We start from the raw sequence: 19403 nt of genomic DNA, 5'->3' as shown, positions 1-19403 counted from the left end.
TCCGACGAATGCCGCTCCTGTCATGTCCCTTTCGCTCCTTCCGTCCGCCACGATCTGGCTCGCCCTGTTCGCGGCCGCCGCGTTCGCGTGGCATCGCCCGCAGCACGGCCTGAGCGTCGGCCTCGCCGCGCTCGGCTATGCATGCGCGCTGGCGTTCGGCAAGCTCGCGCCCCTCACGCTGGCACCGCTCGCGTTGCTGGCCGCGGCCGCCTGGGGCGTGATGCCCGAGCGAGCGCGCGCGGTGCGCATCGCCGCGCACGTCGTCTTTGCCGCACTCGCGATCGCGCTCAGCCTGCACCTGATTCCCGGCTTCCACAATCCACGCGTGATCGCGCCGACGCGCTTCACGCCGGATGCCGTGCCGTTCACGATGTACCTGAACCTGGACAAGCCGCTCGTCGGCCTGTGGCTGGTGTGGGTGCTGCCGTGGGTCGCCCCCGACCACCCGCTGTCGCGCGCGCTGCGCACCGGCGCGGTGGCCGCCGTCGCAACGGCGGCCGCGTGCCTGGCCGGCGCGCTCGCGTTCGGCATGGTCGGCTGGGCGCCCAAGTGGCCACCGTCGGGGTGGCTGTGGCTCGTGAACAACCTGCTGCTGGTGACGCTCGTCGAGGAAGCGCTGTTCCGCGGCTACGTGCAGGGCGGGCTGACGCGCGCGTTCCACGCATTCGCATGGGGGCCATGGGCCGCGCTGGCGATCGGCGCGGTGCTGTTCGGCGCCGCGCATGCGGCCGGCGGCTGGCAATGGATCGTGCTCGGCACGGTGGCCGGCGTCGGCTACGGCCTCGCCTGGCGGCGCGGCGGACTGCTCGCGTCCGCGCTCGCGCATGCGGGGCTCAACGTCGTCCACTTCGGCCTGTTCACCTACCCGATGCTCGACGCCGCACGTTGACCGCCGCGCGGCGCCCTGCCGCTCAGTTGATTCCGGCGACCGCGTGCGGCACGTACGGACGTTCGAGCGCGGCGATCTCGTCGTCGGTCAGTTTCAGTTCGAGCGCGGCCAGTGCGTCGTCCAGTTGCTGCGGCTTCGAAATGCCGACGATCGGCGCGGTGACCCCGGCCTTCTGCGCGACCCATGCGAGTGCAACCTGCGCCCGCGGCACGTTGCGTGCCGCCGCGATCGTTGCAACGGCGTCGATGACTGCCTTGTCCGACTCCGCCGTCGCGTCGTAAAGCCGCTGGCCGACCGCATCGCTCTGCTGCCGCTCGGTCGACTCGTCCCAGTTGCGCGTCAGGCGGCCGCGCGCGAGCGGGCTCCACGGAATCACCGCGATCCCTTCGTCTTTGCACAGCGGCAGCATTTCCCGCTCCTCTTCCCGATACAGCAGGTTCAGGTGGTTCTGCATGCTGACGAAGCGGGTCCAGCCGTGCTGCTTCGACGTGTGCAGCGCCTTCGCGAACTGCCACGCGAACATCGACGACGCGCCGATATAACGCGCCTTGCCGGCCTTCACGACGTCGTGCAGCGCCTCGAGCATCTCCTCGAGCGGCGTGCCGTAGTCCCAGCGGTGGATCTGGTAGAGATCGACGTAATCGGTGCCGAGCCGCTTCAGGCTCTGGTCGATGTCGGTCATGATCGCCTTGCGCGACAGGCCGGCGCCGTTCGGCCCCGGCCGCATCCGGTAGAACACCTTGGTCGCGATCACGATCTCGTCGCGTTTCGCGAAATCGCGCAGCGCGCGGCCGACGATCTCCTCCGACGTGCCGTCCGAATACATGTTCGCGGTATCGAAGAAGTTGATGCCGGCTTCGACCGCCCGCTGGATGATCGGGCGGCTCTCCGCTTCCGGCAGCGTCCACGGGTGCGAGCCGCGTGACGGTTCGCCGAACGTCATGCAACCCAGCACCAGGTTGGACACTTCCAGCCCTGTCGATCCGAATTTCACGTATTCCATTGCACGCCTCGCCATTGAAGTTGAGCTGACGGCCGGATGCGCGCCGCGCATCCGCCGGACCGTCGCATGGTATCCCGGGCAGCGAAAAGACGTGCGGCGCCGCCGCATCGTACGAAGGGGGCGTTCGCCGGCGCGAGGGCGCGCGGGGTCGCGCGAGGTGCAGGCTGCGCGGGACGCGCGCAGCGGCGCCGGCCGCTTACTTGGCCTGGTCGGCGATCGGCTGCAGGAACGCCGAAAAGCCGGTCAGCATGATCTGCACGCCGATGCACAGCAGCAGGAACGCCGACACGCGCTTCGCGACCTTGGTGCCTTCGCTGCCGAGGTAGCGCGACAGCAGCGCGGAACGGCTGTAGACCTGCCAGATCACGAGCGCGACCAGCACGGACACGGCGATCGACACGATGCTCGACAGCATGAACTCCGACAGCTTGTGCGTGCGGTTCGCGTTCAGCGCGATCGCGGTGGCGATCGAGCCGGGGCCGACCGTGAGCGGCATCGTCAACGGGAAGAACGCGCGCGTCATGATCGCGTTCGCGTCGATTGGCTTGACCGGCGTGTCGCCGCCGCCCGGCCCGTCGGGTTCGTTGAGCATCTGCCAGCCCGCGACGGCAACCGCGAAGCCGCCGCCGATCCGCAGCGCTTCCATCGAAATCCCGAAGAAATGCAGCACCGGCGTGCCGGCGAAGAACGCGACCATCAGCACGATGAACGCGTTGAACGCGACCTTCCTCGCGAGCAGATCGCGTTCATGCTCGGTGAGTGCCTCGGTCCGCTCCAGAAACAGGAACGCGATGCCGATCGGATTGATGATGCCGATCAGGCCGGTGAAGCCGAACAGGATCTCGGAGATAAGGCGGTTGACGATCATCGGGCGAAGAATCGGTCGGGACTGGGCCGGCGGTGCGCCGGAGGTCACGCATTGTAGAGCAAGCGCCCGCGACGCAAAATGCGGGTGCGCCCGCTGCACCGTCGATCGTCGTCGCTTGCGCTTACTCGGCGCCCGCCTCCCATGCCGGCGGCCGCTTCGCGAAGAACGCGGCAAAGCCTTCCTTCGCTTCCGGCGTCGCCCGCACGCGGGAGATCGTCTGCGCGGTGAACGCCGCGCGCTCGTCCGACGGCGGATACTCGCCGATCGCGTCGAAGAAGCGCTTGATCTCCATCAGCGCGTTCGGGCCGTTGCGGCCGAGTTCCGCGAGCGTCCGGTCGAGTGCTTCGTCGAGCGAATCGAGCGGCACGGCCTGGTGAATCAGGCCGATCGCGACGGCCTCGCCGGCGGCGAGCTGGGTTGCGGTGAGCGCGAGCCGGCGCGCCTGGCGCTGGCCGACCGCCTCGACCAGATACGGGCCGATCACGGCCGGCAGGATCCCGAAGCGCGCCTCGCTGACCGAGAACCGCGCGTGATCGCTCGCGATCACGATGTCGCACGCTGCGCACAGGCCGACGCCGCCGCCGAACGCATGGCCCTGCACGCGCGCCACCGTGGGCTTCGAGCACTGCCGGATCGCGCGCATCATCGCGGCGAACCGCTCCGCGTCGCGCAGGTTCGCGGCCGCGTCGTTCTCGCTCGCGCGCTGCATCCACTGCAGGTCGGCGCCCGCGCAGAACGCGCGGCCGTCCGAACGCAGCACGATCGCGCGCACCTCGTCGCGCCGGCCGAGCGTGGTGAACGCGTCGGTCAGCTCGGCGATCATCGTCTCGTCGAACGCGTTGAGCACGTCGCCGCGCTGCAACGCGACGGTTGCGATGCCGCGCGCATCGACCGTGACGGCCAGGGTCTTCAATCCATCCATCGAACAGGTTTCCTCGGGTAGAACGGCAAACATCGGAATTACGCGGCCTGGCGGCGGTCGATCACGCGCCGGGCCTTGCCGGTCGCGGTCGCGGGAATGCCGCCCGCCGCCAGCACCGTCACGCCGGACGACACACCGACCATCGTCTTGATTCGGTGCTGCAGCTCGCGCGCGAGCGCCGCGCGATCGCTGTCGGTGACGGACGCGGCCGCTTCGGAGCGCAGTTCGACCGCGAGGTCGAGACGATCCATGTGACCGTCACGCGACAGCGTGATCTGGAACTGGCCCGACAACTGCGGCAGCGCGACGACAATTTCCTCGATCTGGCTCGGGAACACGTTCACGCCGCGCACGATCAGCATGTCGTCGGAGCGGCCCGTGATCTTCGCGAGACGGCGCATCGCGCGCGCCGTCGGCGGCAGCAGCGCGGTGAGGTCGCGCGTGCGGTAGCGGATCACCGGCATCGCTTCCTTCGTCAGCGACGTGAACACGAGCTCGCCCTGGCTGCCGTCGGGCAACACTTCGCCGGTGACGGGATCGATGATCTCCGGATAGAAATGGTCTTCCCAGATCACCGGGCCGTCCTTCGTCTCGACGCATTCGCACGCGACGCCCGGGCCCATCACTTCCGACAGCCCGTAGATGTCGAGCGCGTCGATACCCACGCGCGTCTCGACTTCCTCACGCAGCGCCTGCGTCCATGGCTCGGCGCCGAAGATGCCGATCTTCAGCGACGATTCGGCCGGATCCATCCCCTGCCGCACCATCTCGTCGATCAGGTTCAGCATGTACGACGGCGTGACGAGGATGATCTTCGGCTCGAAATCGCGGATCAGTTGCACCTGCTTCTCGGTCTGCCCGCCCGACATCGGCACGACCATGCAGCCGAGCCGTTCCGCGCCGTAGTGAATCCCGAGACCGCCCGTGAAGAGGCCATAACCGAACGCGTTGTGCAGCGTGTCGCCCGGGCGGCCGCCGGCCGCGCGGATCGAGCGCGCGGTCACGTTCGCCCAGGTGTCGATGTCGCGCGCGGTGTAGCCGACCACCGTCGGCTTGCCCGTCGTGCCGCTCGACGCGTGCACGCGCACGACCTGCTCACGCGGCACCGCGAACAGCCCGAACGGATAGTTGTCGCGCAAATCATTCTTGGTCGAGAACGGGAATTTCGCGAGATCGGCGAGCGACTTCAGGTCGTCCGGATGCACGCCCGCCGCATCGAACGTGCGGCGATAGTGCGGGACGTTGTCGTACGCGTGGCGCAGCGACCACTTCATGCGCTCGAGCTGCAGCGCCTGCAGTTCATCGCGGCTGGCGGTCTCGATCGGCTCGAGGGCGGCGGCGGGATGCGTCGGGTGAGTCATCGGGGTGCTCCTCCAATGGAGTGATGTCGTTATCGTGATCGAGGTAACGCAGCCGGCGTTACGACCGGAACGTGCGGCCGGCCGCATGCAGTGCGGCGATGCGCGGCGACACGCGATAGCGGTCCTCGCCGTAGCTCGCCGCCAGGTTCGACAGCACGCGATGCACGCGGGCGATGCCGATCGCATCGGCCCACGCGAGCGGGCCGCACGGGTAGTTCACGCCCTTCTCCATCGCGAGGTCGAGATCGGCGGGCGAGCACACGCCCTGGTTCACCGTGTCGGCCGCCTCGTTCGCGAGCATCGCGACGGTGCGCATCGCGACCATGCCCGGCACGTCCGCGACGCCGACGACGAGAAAACCCGCCTGCTGGAACAGGCCGACCGCGTCCGCATAGGCTGCGTCGCTGCACTGGAGCGCGCGCGTCAGCGCGACCAGCCCGGCCTGCGCGTAATCGCGCGCCAGGTCGACCAGCACGAGATCGGCCACGCCCGTCTGCGCGGCGCGCGCGGTCGCGGTGCGGCCGTCGGTCAGCGCGATCGATGCGCGGCCGGCCGTCGCGAGCAGGTCGTCGGCATGTGCGCCGGCCTGCCGGGCACCCGCGATGCGCTCGGTGAAGCGCGTATGCAGCGCGGCGGCCGGGCCGTCCTGCGCAAACAGTGCAACGTCGGCCGGCGCGTTGCGCGGGGCTTCGAGATCGGGCGCCGGCGGCGTTGCACCATCCGCATACGAATAGAAACCGCGACCCGACTTGCGCCCGAGGAAGCCCGCGTTCACGAGCTCCTGCTGGATCAGCGACGGCGTGTAGCGCGGATCGTTGAAGTACGCGCGGAACACCGATTCGGTCACCGCGAAGTTCACGTCGTGGCCGATCAGGTCCATCAGCTCGAACGGCCCCATCCGGAAGCCGCCGGCCTCGCGCATCACCGCGTCGATCGAGGCCGGTGCGCCGCCCTGCTCGTTCAGCACGCGCAGCGCCTCCGCGTAATACGGCCGCGCGACGCGGTTCACGATGAAGCCCGGCGTCGATTTCGCCATCACGGGCTGCTTGCCCCACGCGGCGGCGGTTGCAACCAGCACCTGCGCGACGTCCGGCGCGGTCGCGAGCCCGCTGACCACCTCGACAAGCGCCATCAGCGGCGCCGGGTTGAAGAAATGCAGACCGGCGACGCGCTGCGGCACGCGCAGCCCGGCCGCGATCGACGTGATCGAGATCGACGACGTGTTGGTCGCCAGCAGGCACGCGTCGTCGACATGGCGCTCGAGCGTCGCGAAGATCTCGCGCTTCACGTCGAGCCGCTCGGCCGCCGCCTCGACGATCAGCGCGGCACCCGCGAAATCGGCCAGCGCCCGCACCGCACGGAGCCGGCTGCCGGCCGCATCGGCCTGTGCCGGTTCGAGCCGGCCCTTCTCCGCGAGCCGCGCGAACTGCGCGCGGATGCCGGCCAGCGCCTTGTCGCAGGCCGCTTCGTTCAGGTCGTACAGCAGCACCGTATGGCCGGCCGCCGCCGCGACCTGCGCAATGCCCGCGCCCATCGCGCCGGCACCGATCACGCCGACGACCGCCGACGGCGCCAGCGCGCCCGAGTTCACCGAATGTGCAGAAGAAACAGCCATCGCTTGCGATCCGTCATGAAGTGGAAGTGCGAGCGATTATAAACCGACCGGTCGGTAGATTTATGTCAGGGCGAGCCCGAATTTGTCGTGCAAGAGACCGTTACGGAAACTGCAAAGACAAAAATTTGAAAGATCGGGGCACTTTTTGTAAACCGAAAGGTCAATGAAAGCGTTCGAATATGAGATAGTGCCCCCCGAACGCCTGATAAAATTCGACAAACCACCGGATTTCAGGGGGAAACCGCGTGTCACGCCGCCACCGCCGTCCATCGCCCGCCGCCCTTCCGGGGTCGGAACCGAGCCTCCGGCCCGCGCGTCGTCTCGCGTGCTCGCCTCACCGTTTGCGGCCAGCCGTATCGAATCGTTTCATCCAGCGACGGGCTCCGGCCCGCCCGCGCCCCTCGCCGCCTCGCGGTGGCGAACCCAGGGCAGCACCGTTGCGTGCTGCCGCCCTTCGGTTTCATCATCCTCGTTCGGCGGATAGTACGGCCGGGCTTCGTCAACCCGTGACGGCGCGTCGCGCGCCGCCACTCGCATAGGGAAACCCTCCATGCCGCTCTCGTCCAACCAGCTCCCGCGCTGGACCCTCGTGGCCCCGCTTGCCGCATGGCTGGTCCTCGCGCTGTCGCGCGTCGTGCCGGCCGAAGGCCTCGTCATCGTGGTGTTCGCCGCCGCGCTCGCCGGCGCCGTGTTCGCCGCCGTCCACCATGCCGAAGTTGTCGCACACCGCGTCGGCGAGCCGTTCGGCACGCTCGTGCTCGCGGTCGCCGTAACCGTCATCGAAGTCGCGCTGATCGTGTCGGTGATGCTCGGCGCCGGCCCCGAGAAATCGGGCCTCGCACGCGACACCGTGTTCGCCGCCGTGATGATCATCTGCAACGGCATCGTCGGCATCTGCCTGCTGGTCGGCGCGTGGAAGCACGGCGAGCAGGACTTCCAGGGGCGCGGTGCAAGCAAGGCGCTCGCGGTGCTGGCTTCCCTGTCGGTGCTGTCGCTCGTGATGCCGAACTATCTGAGCGCCGCGCCGGGGCCGTTCTTTTCGAAATCGCAGCTCGCGTTTGCCGGCGTATCGTCGCTCGTGCTGTACGGAGCATTCGTGTTCGTGCAGACCGTGCGCCACCGCGACTACTTCCTCGCCGCGCACGACAGCGCAAACGAGTCGGTGCACGCTGCGGCGCCGAGCACGCGTACCGCCATCATCAGCATGGTCCTGCTGTTCGTGAGCCTCGTCGCGGTCGTGCTGCTCGCGAAGCTGCTGTCGCCGGCCGTCGAGCATGCCGTGCTGAAGCTTGGCGCGCCCGAAGCCGCGGTCGGTATCGTGATCGCCGCGCTCGTGCTGCTGCCGGAAGGGCTCGCGGCCGTCACCGCCGCGCGCGCGAACCGCCTGCAGACCAGCATGAACCTCGCGCTCGGGTCCGCGCTCGCGAGTATCGGGCTCACGATCCCGACCGTCGCGGCCGTGTTCATCTGGGTTGGCCAGCCGCTTACGCTCGGCATCGGCCCGATGGAAACCGTGCTGCTGGCGCTCACCCTGCTGGTCAGCACGCTGACGCTCAGCCAGGGACGCACGACGGTACTGCACGGCGTCGTGCACCTGTCGCTGTTCGCCGCGTACCTGTTCCTGTCGATCACCCACTGACGCCCACATGCACGCGGCCCGGCGGATCACCTCCGCCGGGCCGCGCGCCGTCCTTCACATCCCTTCCCCTTCGTTCACTTCACGCCGCCGTTACCGCACCGGAATCACCAGATGCTGGCCCGCCAGGATCAGGTTCGGGTTGGCGAGGTTGTTGCGGCGTTGAATCTCGCGATAACGCTGGCCGCTGCCGAGCTTGCTCGCCGCGATCATGTTCAGCGTGTCGCCCGCCTTCACCACATAGGTCAGCTCGCCCGACGCGGCCGCGGTCGTCACCGCCTGGTCGCTGACGAAGTACTTGCGCAGCAGGTCGAGATACTGCGGCGACTGCTTGAGCTTCGCGATCGCGGCGTTCAGGTAGATCAGCAGATCCTGGTCGTCGGCGCGCACACCGATCTTGTACGCGATGTTCGAGCCGTCGAGCTTGGTCACCGCGAACTTCAGGTCGGTGTCCTTGATCGAGCTGACCGCGAACGGATAGTCGTAGATGAACGCATCGACCGTATGGCCGTCGATGCTCTTCGCGATGAATGCCGGATCGGAATCGTCGACTTCGACGAACTTCACGTTCGGATACTGGCGCGTGACGAACGCGCGCACGTCCGGGTCGCCCTTCAGGATGCCGACCGTCTTGCCCGCGAGATCGTCGGTCGAGCGGATCGCGGAGCCTTGCCGCACGATCAGCGAATAGCCGAAATCGTCGACGTACGGCACCGAATAGACAACGCCCGCCGGCGTGTTGTCCGGGAACGTCAGCCCGTCCATCGCCACGTCGACCACGTGGTTCCCCTTCGCGTCCGTGTCGAGCAGTTGCTTCGGCACACCAGGGTACGTGTCGACCTCGTGACGTGTATCGACGACGACCGGCTTGCCGCCGTGCGAGAACGACGGATCCGCGAACAGCAGCCGCGCGAACTCGACGTTGAAGCCGTGCGGCGCGCCCTTGTCCTCACCGAAAAACGGTTCGCTCGGGTTCTGCACCGAGATCCGCACGATGCCGTTTTCGGCAATCGATTTCAGCGCGCTGGCCTGCGGCGTGAAGCCGGCCGGCAGCACGTTGGACGACGGCGACGTCTGCGCGGACTGGCCGCTGTCGCCGTTTTGCGAGGATGTCGAGGCCGGGGCCGCGTCATGCGCGGGAATCAGCGTCGACAGGCCGCCCTGATGCACGATCCATACGCCGACGAGCACGACCAGAAACGCGATGGCGCCAAGAAGTTTTTTCATGGTTGCGAGCCTGCAGGAAGTTATTGTTGTTTCGACGGCAGTTGCGCGGGGGTCGTCGCATCGAGCCCGGGCGCATGCGGGGCGTTCATCACCGCCTGCTGCTGCGCCTGCTTGACCTCGGGGTTATCCATCAGCGACGTCTCCATTTCGGAGAACGCCTTGTTGACCGAGCGCATCACCGAATCGACGGCCACGTCGGTCTTGATCTGCTCGAACGTGTCGGACGCCTGCCGGCCCGCGAGCTTGTTCATCTGCTGCGCCGCCTGCGACATGTCCCACATCGCCTTCGCGCGATCGATCGCCGACGCGAAGTTCTTCAGCTCGGCCTGCACCTGCTTGTAGCGGCCTTCGCGGAACGAGAGCAGTTGCTTCATCGTGTCGAGCTGCTGCCGGAAGCGCGGCGCGTCGTCCGGATACTGCTTCTCGAACAGCTCCGTCTTGCTCTCGAAGTTCTTCACCTCGGTGCGGAACGCGGTGATGCTGTCCGCGAATTTCTGTGCCGCCTGGCGCTTTTCCGCGAGCTGGTTGATCAGCGTCTCGATCGGATTGGCCTGCGCCTCCTCGACGATCATCTTCACCTTCTGGTTCGCGAACTTCATCGCGACGACCGGCGCGAAATAGATCGCGCCGAGGCCGATCACGCCCGCCGCGACCAGCGCGATCACCCCCTTCAGGATGAACAGCGCCGCCGGTGCCGCGATCGCGACGCCGGCGATGATGATCGCCCACTTGATCAGCTTGACCTTGCCACTCCCCGAACTGCCGTTTGCTTCTTCATTCGAAAGCTGCGACATGAGTTTTTCTCCTTGAACCTCGAACCGAACTGCTTGCGTTTGTTTTTTCAAGCTCAATCGAAATGCTTCGGACTTCGGTGCCGCCGGGCAGCCAGGCAAGCCGGCGGCGCAATACAAGGACGGGCGCGACGGGCGTCACGAGACGCCGGTGTACGCGCCGTTCAGGATGCGGTGATGAGGAGTGGCAGACGGCGCTGCGATGCGGCGGGCCGGACGGGCGCCGTTCATCGTCGCGGCGCTCGCGCGAACGGGGAAGTGTACCGATACACGGTACGAAACGGGATGACGGATGCGTGACGCGACGGGCGTCGGGAGAAGCGTTGTTCCGGCGGGCCGACAAACGCGGGGCCGGTATTCCGGTACGAGTACGTAAAGGCTCATCGTTGTTCTTTTGCGTATCGCGGGTGCAGGAACCGCGCGGCCGGCGCGTCCCGCTCCAAATGCACGGACGTATCGTGCGCCGACCGGCATGCAGCGTCAAGCAGTTGTCGCAGTGCAGCGAACCGCTGCGTTCCTCCGTTGGAACACTGGCAGCGAAACAGCTTTCAGGACGGTAAGGATTCGCAGGACTGCGACCTGTCGCGCTCGATCAGGATTGCTTGTCATCGCATGCGCACGCTTGCGGACTGAAAGCTTGTCACATCGCCCGGCCGGATTCCCGGGCGCATCACGTCACCGTGCCGCCCTGCTCCTGCGCGAGAAACCGCTCGACCATCGCGTTGAACACCGGCAGCACCGGATTGTCGTTGTCCGCTCGCCACGCGAGATACAGCTCGGCCGCCACGTCGGCGCCGGCCAGCGGCCGGAACACCACGCCGTCGACATGCAGTTCGCGCGCCGACGCCGGTACGAGGGCGGCGCCCAGCCCCGCGCGCACGAGGCCCAGGATCGTATGCGTCTGCCCGACGTAATGCAGGTAGTTCGGCAGCCGCCCCGCGTTCGCGAACAGGCCCGAGATCAGGTCGTGGAAGTATTTCCCCTCGTTCGGCGAATACGCGATGAACGGCTGCCGGTCGAGATCGTCGGGGCCGATGCGCTCGCACGCGGCGAGCGGCGCGCCCTCCGCGACCGCGACCAGCATCGGCTCGCGCTGCACGAGCCGGTATTCGAGCGGCTGCCGCGCCGCCCGCTGGCGCACGAAGCCCGCGTCGAGCATCCGCGACGCCAGCGCGTCGATCTGCACGGTCGACACCATCTCGCGCAATTCCACGTCGACGTCCGGCAGCGCGTGCGCGGCGTGCGCCAGCAGCATCGGGATCATCCGGTACGCGCTGACCGCCGTGAAGCCGAGCGTGATGCGGCCGGCGCCGCCATGCGCGACGCGCTGCGCGGCCTGCTCGGCCCGTGCGGAGAATTCGAGGATGTGCCGCGCGTCGCGCAGGAACCGCTCGCCGGCCGCGGTCAGGCTGACCTGCCGGCTGCTGCGTTCGAGCAGCGCGATGCCGAGCGCATGCTCGAGCAGCTGGATCTGCCGGCTGAGCGGCGGCTGGGTCATGAAGAGCCGCCGGGCCGCGCGACCGAAATGCAGTTCCTCGGCGACCGCGACGAAGCAGCGAAGCTGGTGCAGTTCAATCATCCAATTCTTGAATCGATCAATAGTCTTTTGATGTTAGACGCATATCGATACGATTTCTATACTCGGTTGCACCTGATGCGCGGCCCGCGCCGCGCACGACGACCGAGACCTTCATGACCATCGACATCCTGCTCACCCAGCCGCTCCCCGCCCCCATCGACGCCGAACTGTCCGCTCGTTACACAGTGCACCGGCTGTATGCGGCCGAGCAGCCGGACGCGCTGCTCGATCGCGTTGCCGCGCGTATTCGCGGTGTCGTGACCGGCGGCGCGAACGGCCTGTCCGCCGCATTGATGGACCGGCTGAGCGCGCTCGAGATCGTCGCGATCAGCGGCATCGGCACCGACGCCGTCGATCTCGACCGCGCCCGGGCGCGCGGCATCCACGTGACGACGACACCCGACGTGCTGACCGACGACGTCGCCGACATGGCGATGGGGTTGATCCTGATGACGCTGCGCGACCTCGGCGCCGGCGAGCGGATCGTACGCGCCGGCCGCTGGGGCAAGACCGCCCAGCCGCTCGCGACGCAGGTGACCGGCAAGCGGCTCGGCATCGTCGGGCTCGGCCGCGTCGGACGCGCAATCGCGCAGCGTGCGCGGGCGTTCCGGATGCCTGTCAGCTACTTCGGCCCGCGCGAGCATCGCGACAGCGGCTATCGCTTCGTGTCCGACCTCGCCGCGCTCGCGCGCGACAGCGACGTGCTCGTGATCGCGGCATCGGCCGACCATGGCAACGTACTCGTGACGGCCGACGTGCTCGCCGCGCTCGGCCCGACAGGATTCCTGATCAATGTCGCGCGCGGCAAGCTGGTCGACGAAGCCGCGCTGATTCGCGCACTCGCCGACGGCACGATCGCCGGCGCCGGCCTCGACGTGTTCGCGGACGAACCGCACGTGCCGGCGGCGCTGCTCGAACTCGAGCGCGTCGTCGTGCAGCCGCACCGTGCGAGCGCGACCCGCGAAACGCGCGAAGAGATGGGCCGGATCGTGCTCGCCAACCTCGCCGCGTGCTTCGCGGGCCAGCGCCCGCCGACCAGCGTCACGGGCTGATCGCCGCACACCGCACCGCTGCCCCGCCGTTACGACACCAGATGCCTCCGCGCGACGGAGGCCAGGAGACACGCATGCCCAATCGATCCAGCGACGCCGCCCTCGCCACGTCGCCGGCCGCCTCGCGCACGATCGGCCGCGTCCGCTATGCGGTCCTCGCGCTGATTTTCGCGGTCACCGTCATCAACTATGCGGATCGCGCGACGATGTCGATCGCCGGCACCGGCGTCGCGCACGATCTCGGGCTGACGCCCGTGCAGCTCGGCATCGTCTTTTCCGCGTTCGCGTGGGCCTATGCGATCGGCCAGATCCCGGGCGGCTGGCTGCTCGACCGTTTCGGCGCACGACGCGTGTACGGCCTGAGCCTGCTGCTGTGGTCGGTCTTCACGATGCTGCAGGGCACGGTCGGCGGGCTCGCCGTGCAGGGCGCGGCCGCCACGCTCGCGCTGTTCGTCATGCGCTTCATGCTCGGCCTCGTCGAATCGCCGGCGTTCCCGGCCAACTCGAGAATCGTCGCATGCTGGTTCCCGACCGCCGAACGCGGCACGGCGTCGGCGCTGTTCAATTCCGCGCAGTACATGGCGGTCGTGCTGTTCACGCCCGCGATGGCATGGCTCACGCACACGCTCGGCTGGGAGCACGTGTTCCTGTGGATGGGGATGCTCGGCATCGCGCTCGCCGCGCTGTGGTTCGCGTGGTATCGCGAGCCGCACGGCCACCCGCGTGTCAGCGACGCGGAGCGCGACTACCTGCGCGCGCACGGCGCGCTCGTCGATCTCGAAGCGAACCGCGTACGCCATCGGCCTCGCGTGTCGTGGCACGACGTGTCGCAACTGTTTCGTCACCGGAACCTGTGGGCAATCTACATCGGCCAGTACTGCATCACGGCGCTCACCTACTTCTTCATCACGTGGTTCCCGATCTACCTGATCAAGGGGCGCGGGATGACGATCATGGAGGCCGGCTGGGTCGCCGCGCTGCCGGCGATCTGCGGCTTCACCGGCGGCGTGCTCGGCGGCGTGCTGTCGGACTGGCTGATCCGGCGCGGCATGCATCCGTCGAAGGCGCGCAAGACGCCGTTCGTCGTGGGGATGGCGATGGCGACGCTGCTCGTGCTCGCCAACGGTGCATCGTCGAACGCGGTCGTGATCGCACTGATGACGATCGCGTTCTTCGGCAAGGGGCTCGCGGCAGTCGGCTGGGCCGTGCTCGCCGACACGGCGCCGGAAGGGATGGTCGGCCTGAGCGGCGGCGTATTCAACGGTCTCGGCAACATCGCCGGGATCGTCACGCCGCTCGTGATCGGCTATTTCGTCGCCAGCACGGGCTCGTTCGCCGGCGCATTGTGGTTCGTCGCCGCGCACGGGCTGCTCGGCATCGCCGCCTATGCGTGGCTCGCGGGACGCTTCGAGCGGATTCGCATCGCGCCGCGCGCGTGAACATCGCCGCGGCATGTGCGGATCGCGCGGCACGTGGCCGCGCGGATCGTCAGGCGCGCTTGCGGCCGCCCGGCGTCTGCGTCTGTTCGGTCGTCAGCCGGTCGAGTTCGCGCAGGTCGTTTTCCAGCGCGGGCGTGAGCGTCGTGCGCAGGTGATCTAGGAACGTGCGGATCTTCGCATCGAGATAGCGGCGCGTCGCGTAGACGGCATACACGCTCACCGTCTGCAGCCGATACTCGGGCAACACGCGGATCAGCCGCCCTTCGCGGATGTCGTCGAGCACCGTATACAGCGCGACGCATGCGATTCCGCGCCCGGCGCGCACCGCGACACACAGCGCGTCCGGCACGTTGACCTGGAACGGCGCGGGCTGCAGCGCGTAGACGGCCTCCTCGCCATCGTTGCGCTCGAGCCGCCATTCGCCGGCCGGCGAGGCGGGCGTGTCCAGCCGCAGACACACATGGTTCGGCAATTCGTCGGGCGACTGCGGCGTGCCGTGGCGCGCCAGGTATTCGCGCGACGCGACGAGCACGCTGCAGCTCGTACCGCAGGTCTGCGCGACATAGCCCGAATCGGGCAGTTGCGACGCCGTCACGATCGATACGTCATAGCCCTCCTCGACGAGATTCGGCATCCGCTGCGCGAGCGTCAGCTCGACCGACACGTCGGGGTTGTCCTCCTGGTAGCGGACGATCGACGACACGACATGACTCTGCCCGAGCCCCGTCATCGCATGGATGCGCATCTTGCCGCTCGGCCGCAGCAGTGCGTTGCGCGCCTCCGCGTTCGCATAGTCGATTTCCGCGAGGATCGATTTCGCGCGCTCGAAATAGCGTTCGCCGCTTTCGGTGAGGCCGAGGTGGCGCGTCGTGCGATGCAGCAGGCGCGTCTGTACGTGCGCTTCGAGGTTCGATACCGCGCGCGACACCTGCGCGGTGGTCGCGTCGATTTCCTTCGCGACCGCAGTAAAACTGCCGGCTTCGACAACGCGCACGAACAGGCGCATGTTTTCGAGCATGTCCATTGAATTGGCTTGGGGAGAGTCAGTGGGGAGGCGTCGGCAGCGCTCGCGTCAGGTGGGGAACGGAACGCAGCCGCGAACCACGTCGAGTCGATCACCGTGCCGGGGGAAAGGCGGGAGAGCGGGCATCGCGTACGGGGTTCTGGCATGACGGGGGATTCAGTGGCCCGAATTGTACGCCGCTGCAGACAAATTTGCGCGATTGCCCGGCCCGCAACCTTTCATCGGATGAAAGGTTTTTGCAAGACATGTGCGTCGCGCACGTGCAACGGCTTGATGCAGCGCGACAATTTGTATCACAACGCGATATAATTCGCGGCTTGTCGCTGCGCGCGTCCCGCGCTGTCACTTTTACCGCTTACCGTCCATGTCGTCAGGTTCCCCTTCGTCGCGCCGCACGTTGCGGCAATGGCTGCACAGCTTCATTCCTCATCCGATGTCGCTGGGCTGGCGCGAGCGCCTGCGTTCGTGCGCGGGCGCGCTCGTCGGCATCGCGACGGTCGGCGCGACGATGCGACTGCTGCCTGGCGTGCCGGGCCTCGTGCCGCTGCTCGTCGCGCCGATGGGTGCGTCGGCCGTGCTGCTGTTCGCGGTGCCCGCGAGTCCGCTCGCGCAGCCGTGGTCGATCATCGGCGGCAATCTCGTCGCGGCGACGGTCGGTGTCGCTTGCGCACAATGGATCGCCGATCCGATCACGGCCGCCGCGGTCGCGATCGCGTGCGCGATCGGCGGCATGTTCGCGCTGCGCTGCGTGCACCCGCCGTCGGGCGCCGTCGCGCTCACGGCCGTGGTCGGCGGCCCCGCGATCCATGCGCTCGGGTTCAGCTTCGTGCTGGAGCCGATCGCACTGCAATCGGCCATCCTCCTGTCGGCCGCACTCGCCTATCACGCGCTGACCGGGCACCGCTACCCGCACGGCGGCGTGCGTCCCGAAGCGAAACCGCAGGCAGGCGGCGCCGCACCGGCGCGCGGCGGCTTCACACGCGGCGACCTCGACGCGGTGCTGAAGCGCCGCGGCGAATGGCTCGACGTCGATCCGGACGATCTGGAGGCGCTGCTGCGCGAAACCGAGATGCAGGCCTATTCGCGCACGTTCGGCCAGCTCTCGTGCGCCGACCTGATGACGAAGAATGCCATCGAAGTCGCGCCGTCGACGTCGGTGATGGCCGCGCTCACGCTGCTCGACCGCCACCGCGTGAAGGCGCTGCCCGTCATAGACGGCGAAGGCCGCCTGACCGGCATCGTCACGCGTGCCGACCTCACACGCCAGCTGCGCCGGCCGACCCCGCTGTGGCAGCGCCTGTCCGCGCGGCTGCCGCAATCGTTCGGCGGCCAGCCGGCGAGCGTCGCATCCGTGATGACGCGCAACGTCGTGTGCGTGCCGGAAGCGATGCCGATCACCGCGCTCGTCCCGCTGTTTACGCATTCGGGCCACCACCACATTCCGGTCGTCGATGGATCGCACCGGCTCGTCGGGATCATTACCCAGACGGATCTCGTCACGGGCCTTTATCGGCAGACGCAAATGCTCGAGGCCGCGTAACGCGTGCAGCGTACGTAACGCCATGTAACGGCCGGCGCAACGCGGAATGCATTCCACTCGCCACAATTCGGCCATTTATATCATGTTGTGATATATTTGCCGCTACCGAAACTGACTGACCGACCGCACCCGATGAACGATACCCGACGCGCGCTGGCGAAAAGCGATTTCCAGCAACTGTCCGAGTTCCGCTACCAGATGCGCCGCTTCGAGCGCTTCTCCGAGCGCGCCGCGCAAAGCGAAGGCGTGACGCCGCTGCAATACCTGCTGTTGCTGCACATCAAGGGCTACCCGCATCGCGAATGGGCGACCATCGGCGAACTCGCGGAACGCCTGCAGGCGCAGCATCACGGTGTCGTCGCACTGGTCACGCGCTGCGAAGCGCTCGGCCTCGTGAAGCGCAAGACGAGTGAAGCGGATCGCCGGCAGGTCGAGGTCCACCTCGAACCGGCCGGCGAGACGCTGCTCGCCCGCCTCGCGGCCATGCATCGCGCCGAGCTGAAGTCGCTCAAGGACGCGTTCCAGGTTCCGCAGATCGATTACTGACCCTTGCTTTTTCCACTCCGATGAACGCACCACACAAACGCGATTTCTCGACCAACGAACGCCTGCCCAGGATCGCGTTGCTTGCCGCCGGGATCGGCCTGCTCAGCACGCTTGCCGCGTTCGTGCTGTTGAGCCTGATCCATCTGTTCACGAACCTGTTTTTCTTCCAGCAGTTCTCGTTCGTCGACCGCTCGCCCGCGAACAACACGCTGGGCGCATGGGTGATCGTGATCCCGGTAATCGGCGGGCTGATCGTCGGGATGATGGCGCGCTTCGGTTCGGAAAAGATCCGCGGCCACGGCATTCCCGAAGCGATCGAGGCGATCCTGTTCGGCAAGAGCCGCATGTCGCCGAAGGTCGCGATCCTCAAGCCGCTGTCGTCCGGCGTCGTGATCGGCAGCGGCGGCCCGTTCGGCGCGGAAGGCCCGATCATCATGACGGGCGGCGCGCTCGGCTCGCTGATCGCGCAGTGCGTGCACGTGACCGCCGCCGAGCGCAAGACGCTGCTCGTCGCCGGTGCGGCCGCCGGCATGACAGCCGTGTTCGGCACGCCGGTCGCCGCCGTGCTGCTCGCGGTCGAATTGCTGCTGTTCGAATGGCGTCCGCGCAGTTTCCTGCCGGTCGCGCTGGCGTGCGCCGTGGCCGGGTTCGCCCGCGCGGTGTTCTTCGGCGTCGATCCGCTGTTTCCGCTGACGACGGCCGCGCCGACACCTGTCGCGCTGCTGTCGTGCATCGTCGCGGGCCTGCTGTCGGGCATGCTCGCGTGCGGCCTGTCGGCGGCACTCTACCGCGTCGAGGACACCTTCGCGAAGCTGCCCGTGCACTGGATGTGGTGGCCCGCGCTCGGCGCGATCGTGATCGGCATCGGCGGCTGGCTCGAGCCGCGCGCGCTCGGCGTCGGCTACGACGTGATCGGCGACCTGCTGCACCAGCACATCGCCTTGAAGATCGCGCTCGCGCTGCTGATCGTGAAGGCGGTGATGTGGGTGATCGCGCTCGGCTCGGGCACGTCGGGCGGTGTGCTCGCCCCGTTGTTGATGCTCGGCGCCGGCCTCGGCACCGTGCTGTCGCCGATGCTGCCGGGCGGCGATCCGGCGCTGTGGCCGCTCGTGTGCATGGCCGCGACGCTCGGCGCCACGCTCGGCGCCCCGCTGACCGCGATCGTGTTCGCGTTCGGCCTCACGCACGACGCGAACGCGCTGCTGCCGCTGCTCGCGGCGACGCTCGTCGCGCACGGTTTCTCGACCATCGTGATGAAGCGCTCGATCATGACGGAAAAGATCGCGCGCCGCGGTTATCACATCTATCGCGAATACGGCGTCGATCCGCTCGAGCGGCACGACATCGGCGAAGTAATGACGTCCGCCGAGCGGCTCGTCGCGATCGACGGCGCAGCGACGCTCGATACCGTCGAGTCGCAGTACTTCGGCGCGAAGCAGACGCACCGTGCGTACCCGGTCGTGCAGAACGGCCGCCTGCTCGGTCTCGTCGATCGCGCGACACTCGATGCGCAGCGCGCACAGGCCGCGGCCGACACGCCGATCTCGGGCGCGTTCGCCAACCGTGCGCCGGCGGTCGCCCAGGCGCACGAAACGTGCCGTGTCGTCGCGTCGCGACTCGCGATGCTCGGGCTCGAGCGCCTGCCCGTCGTCGCCGACGAGCAATCGCTGCGCATCACCGGCATCGTGTCGCGCAGCGACCTGATCAAGCCCGCGCTCCAACACTTCGACGACGAACAGAAGCGCGAGCGTTTCCGCCCGATCGTCCCGGCCAACCTGCGCGACATCGGCGCGCGCAAGGCCGGCTGACCCACTGCGCTGCGCGGCACCCTCGCCGCGCACGACCCGCTCGCGTCAACGCTCCGCACGATGCGACACGCCCCTCGCGTGCCGCATCGCATTCCGTCGCTTT

At 67.9% G+C, this 19403-nt stretch carries 16 protein-coding genes; 7 read left to right on the top strand and 9 right to left on the bottom strand.

Features of this window, described 5'->3' with window-relative positions; genetic code table 11:
- The first annotated feature begins 22 nt into the window (after window positions 1–22).
- Window positions 23–889: a lysostaphin resistance A-like protein gene (locus ACPTTF_RS23340; protein ID WP_423368394.1), complete on the top strand. Its 867-nt coding sequence runs from the start codon at window positions 23–25 to the stop codon at window positions 887–889.
- 22 nt (window positions 890–911) lie between these two features.
- Here the strand turns inward: ACPTTF_RS23340 and ACPTTF_RS23335 are convergent, their stop codons facing one another.
- The 5 genes from ACPTTF_RS23335 to ACPTTF_RS23315 form a co-directional block, all read right to left on the bottom strand.
- Complete coding sequence (locus ACPTTF_RS23335; protein ID WP_423368393.1) at window positions 912–1892, bottom strand: aldo/keto reductase; 981 nt, start codon at window positions 1890–1892, stop codon at window positions 912–914.
- 196 nt (window positions 1893–2088) lie between these two features.
- The gene (locus ACPTTF_RS23330) at window positions 2089–2760 is read right to left on the bottom strand and encodes a MarC family protein (protein WP_166951878.1); all 672 of its coding nucleotides are present in this window, start codon (window positions 2758–2760) and stop codon (window positions 2089–2091) included.
- A gap of 121 nt (window positions 2761–2881) precedes the next feature.
- A complete protein-coding gene (locus tag ACPTTF_RS23325) occupies window positions 2882–3682 on the bottom strand; it encodes an enoyl-CoA hydratase-related protein (RefSeq protein WP_423368392.1) in 801 nt (266 codons plus the stop codon).
- Between the two features lie 38 nt (window positions 3683–3720).
- A complete protein-coding gene (gene paaK / locus ACPTTF_RS23320; protein ID WP_166951871.1) occupies window positions 3721–5043 on the bottom strand; it encodes a phenylacetate--CoA ligase PaaK in 1323 nt (440 codons plus the stop codon).
- Between the two features lie 58 nt (window positions 5044–5101).
- Window positions 5102–6658, bottom strand: a complete 1557-nt coding sequence (locus ACPTTF_RS23315) for a 3-hydroxyacyl-CoA dehydrogenase (RefSeq protein WP_423368391.1) — start codon at window positions 6656–6658, stop codon at window positions 5102–5104.
- 550 nt (window positions 6659–7208) lie between these two features.
- Between ACPTTF_RS23315 and ACPTTF_RS23310 the strand changes: the two genes are divergently transcribed.
- Window positions 7209–8297, top strand: coding sequence for a calcium:proton antiporter (locus tag ACPTTF_RS23310; protein WP_423368390.1), 1089 nt, complete (start codon window positions 7209–7211; stop codon window positions 8295–8297).
- A gap of 90 nt (window positions 8298–8387) precedes the next feature.
- Here ACPTTF_RS23310 and ACPTTF_RS23305 read toward each other — a convergent pair whose 3' ends face one another.
- The 3 genes from ACPTTF_RS23305 to ACPTTF_RS23295 form a co-directional block, all read right to left on the bottom strand.
- Window positions 8388–9521, bottom strand: coding sequence for a transporter substrate-binding and LysM peptidoglycan-binding domain-containing protein (locus ACPTTF_RS23305; protein WP_423368389.1), 1134 nt, complete (start codon window positions 9519–9521; stop codon window positions 8388–8390).
- 20 nt (window positions 9522–9541) lie between these two features.
- Complete coding sequence (locus tag ACPTTF_RS23300; RefSeq protein WP_166951859.1) at window positions 9542–10315, bottom strand: hypothetical protein; 774 nt, start codon at window positions 10313–10315, stop codon at window positions 9542–9544.
- 667 nt (window positions 10316–10982) lie between these two features.
- Window positions 10983–11891, bottom strand: coding sequence for a LysR substrate-binding domain-containing protein (locus ACPTTF_RS23295; RefSeq protein WP_423368388.1), 909 nt, complete (start codon window positions 11889–11891; stop codon window positions 10983–10985).
- A gap of 113 nt (window positions 11892–12004) precedes the next feature.
- On the opposite strand from ACPTTF_RS23295, the gene ACPTTF_RS23290 reads away from it, so the two are divergent.
- Together ACPTTF_RS23290 and ACPTTF_RS23285 are read left to right on the top strand one after the other, a co-directional pair.
- Entirely contained in the window at window positions 12005–12943 is a 939-nt protein-coding gene (locus ACPTTF_RS23290) for a 2-hydroxyacid dehydrogenase (protein WP_423368387.1), read from the top strand.
- A 74-nt stretch (window positions 12944–13017) separates the two neighbouring features.
- Entirely contained in the window at window positions 13018–14382 is a 1365-nt protein-coding gene (locus ACPTTF_RS23285; RefSeq protein WP_423368386.1) for an MFS transporter, read from the top strand.
- Between the two features lie 49 nt (window positions 14383–14431).
- Here ACPTTF_RS23285 and ACPTTF_RS23280 read toward each other — a convergent pair whose 3' ends face one another.
- Window positions 14432–15406, bottom strand: a complete 975-nt coding sequence (locus ACPTTF_RS23280; protein WP_423368385.1) for a LysR family transcriptional regulator — start codon at window positions 15404–15406, stop codon at window positions 14432–14434.
- Window positions 15407–15770: 364 nt separating this feature from the next.
- Here ACPTTF_RS23280 and ACPTTF_RS23275 point away from each other — a divergent pair, with 364 nt between their 5' ends.
- The 3 genes from ACPTTF_RS23275 to ACPTTF_RS23265 all read left to right on the top strand — a co-directional run bounded on the left by ACPTTF_RS23275 (window position 15771) and on the right by ACPTTF_RS23265 (window position 19300).
- Window positions 15771–16946, top strand: coding sequence for an HPP family protein (locus ACPTTF_RS23275; RefSeq protein WP_423368384.1), 1176 nt, complete (start codon window positions 15771–15773; stop codon window positions 16944–16946).
- Window positions 16947–17078: 132 nt separating this feature from the next.
- Window positions 17079–17492: a MarR family winged helix-turn-helix transcriptional regulator gene (locus ACPTTF_RS23270; RefSeq protein ID WP_085037382.1), complete on the top strand. Its 414-nt coding sequence runs from the start codon at window positions 17079–17081 to the stop codon at window positions 17490–17492.
- 20 nt (window positions 17493–17512) lie between these two features.
- Window positions 17513–19300: a chloride channel protein gene (locus tag ACPTTF_RS23265; protein WP_423368383.1), complete on the top strand. Its 1788-nt coding sequence runs from the start codon at window positions 17513–17515 to the stop codon at window positions 19298–19300.
- Window positions 19301–19403: the final 103 nt, after the last annotated feature.

The organism is Burkholderia crassaminum, assembly GCF_964265005.1.
Classification (GTDB): domain Bacteria; phylum Pseudomonadota; class Gammaproteobacteria; order Burkholderiales; family Burkholderiaceae; genus Burkholderia.
Note: the sequence above shows the minus strand (reverse complement) of the source record. Positions and strands in the feature narration are given on the sequence as shown.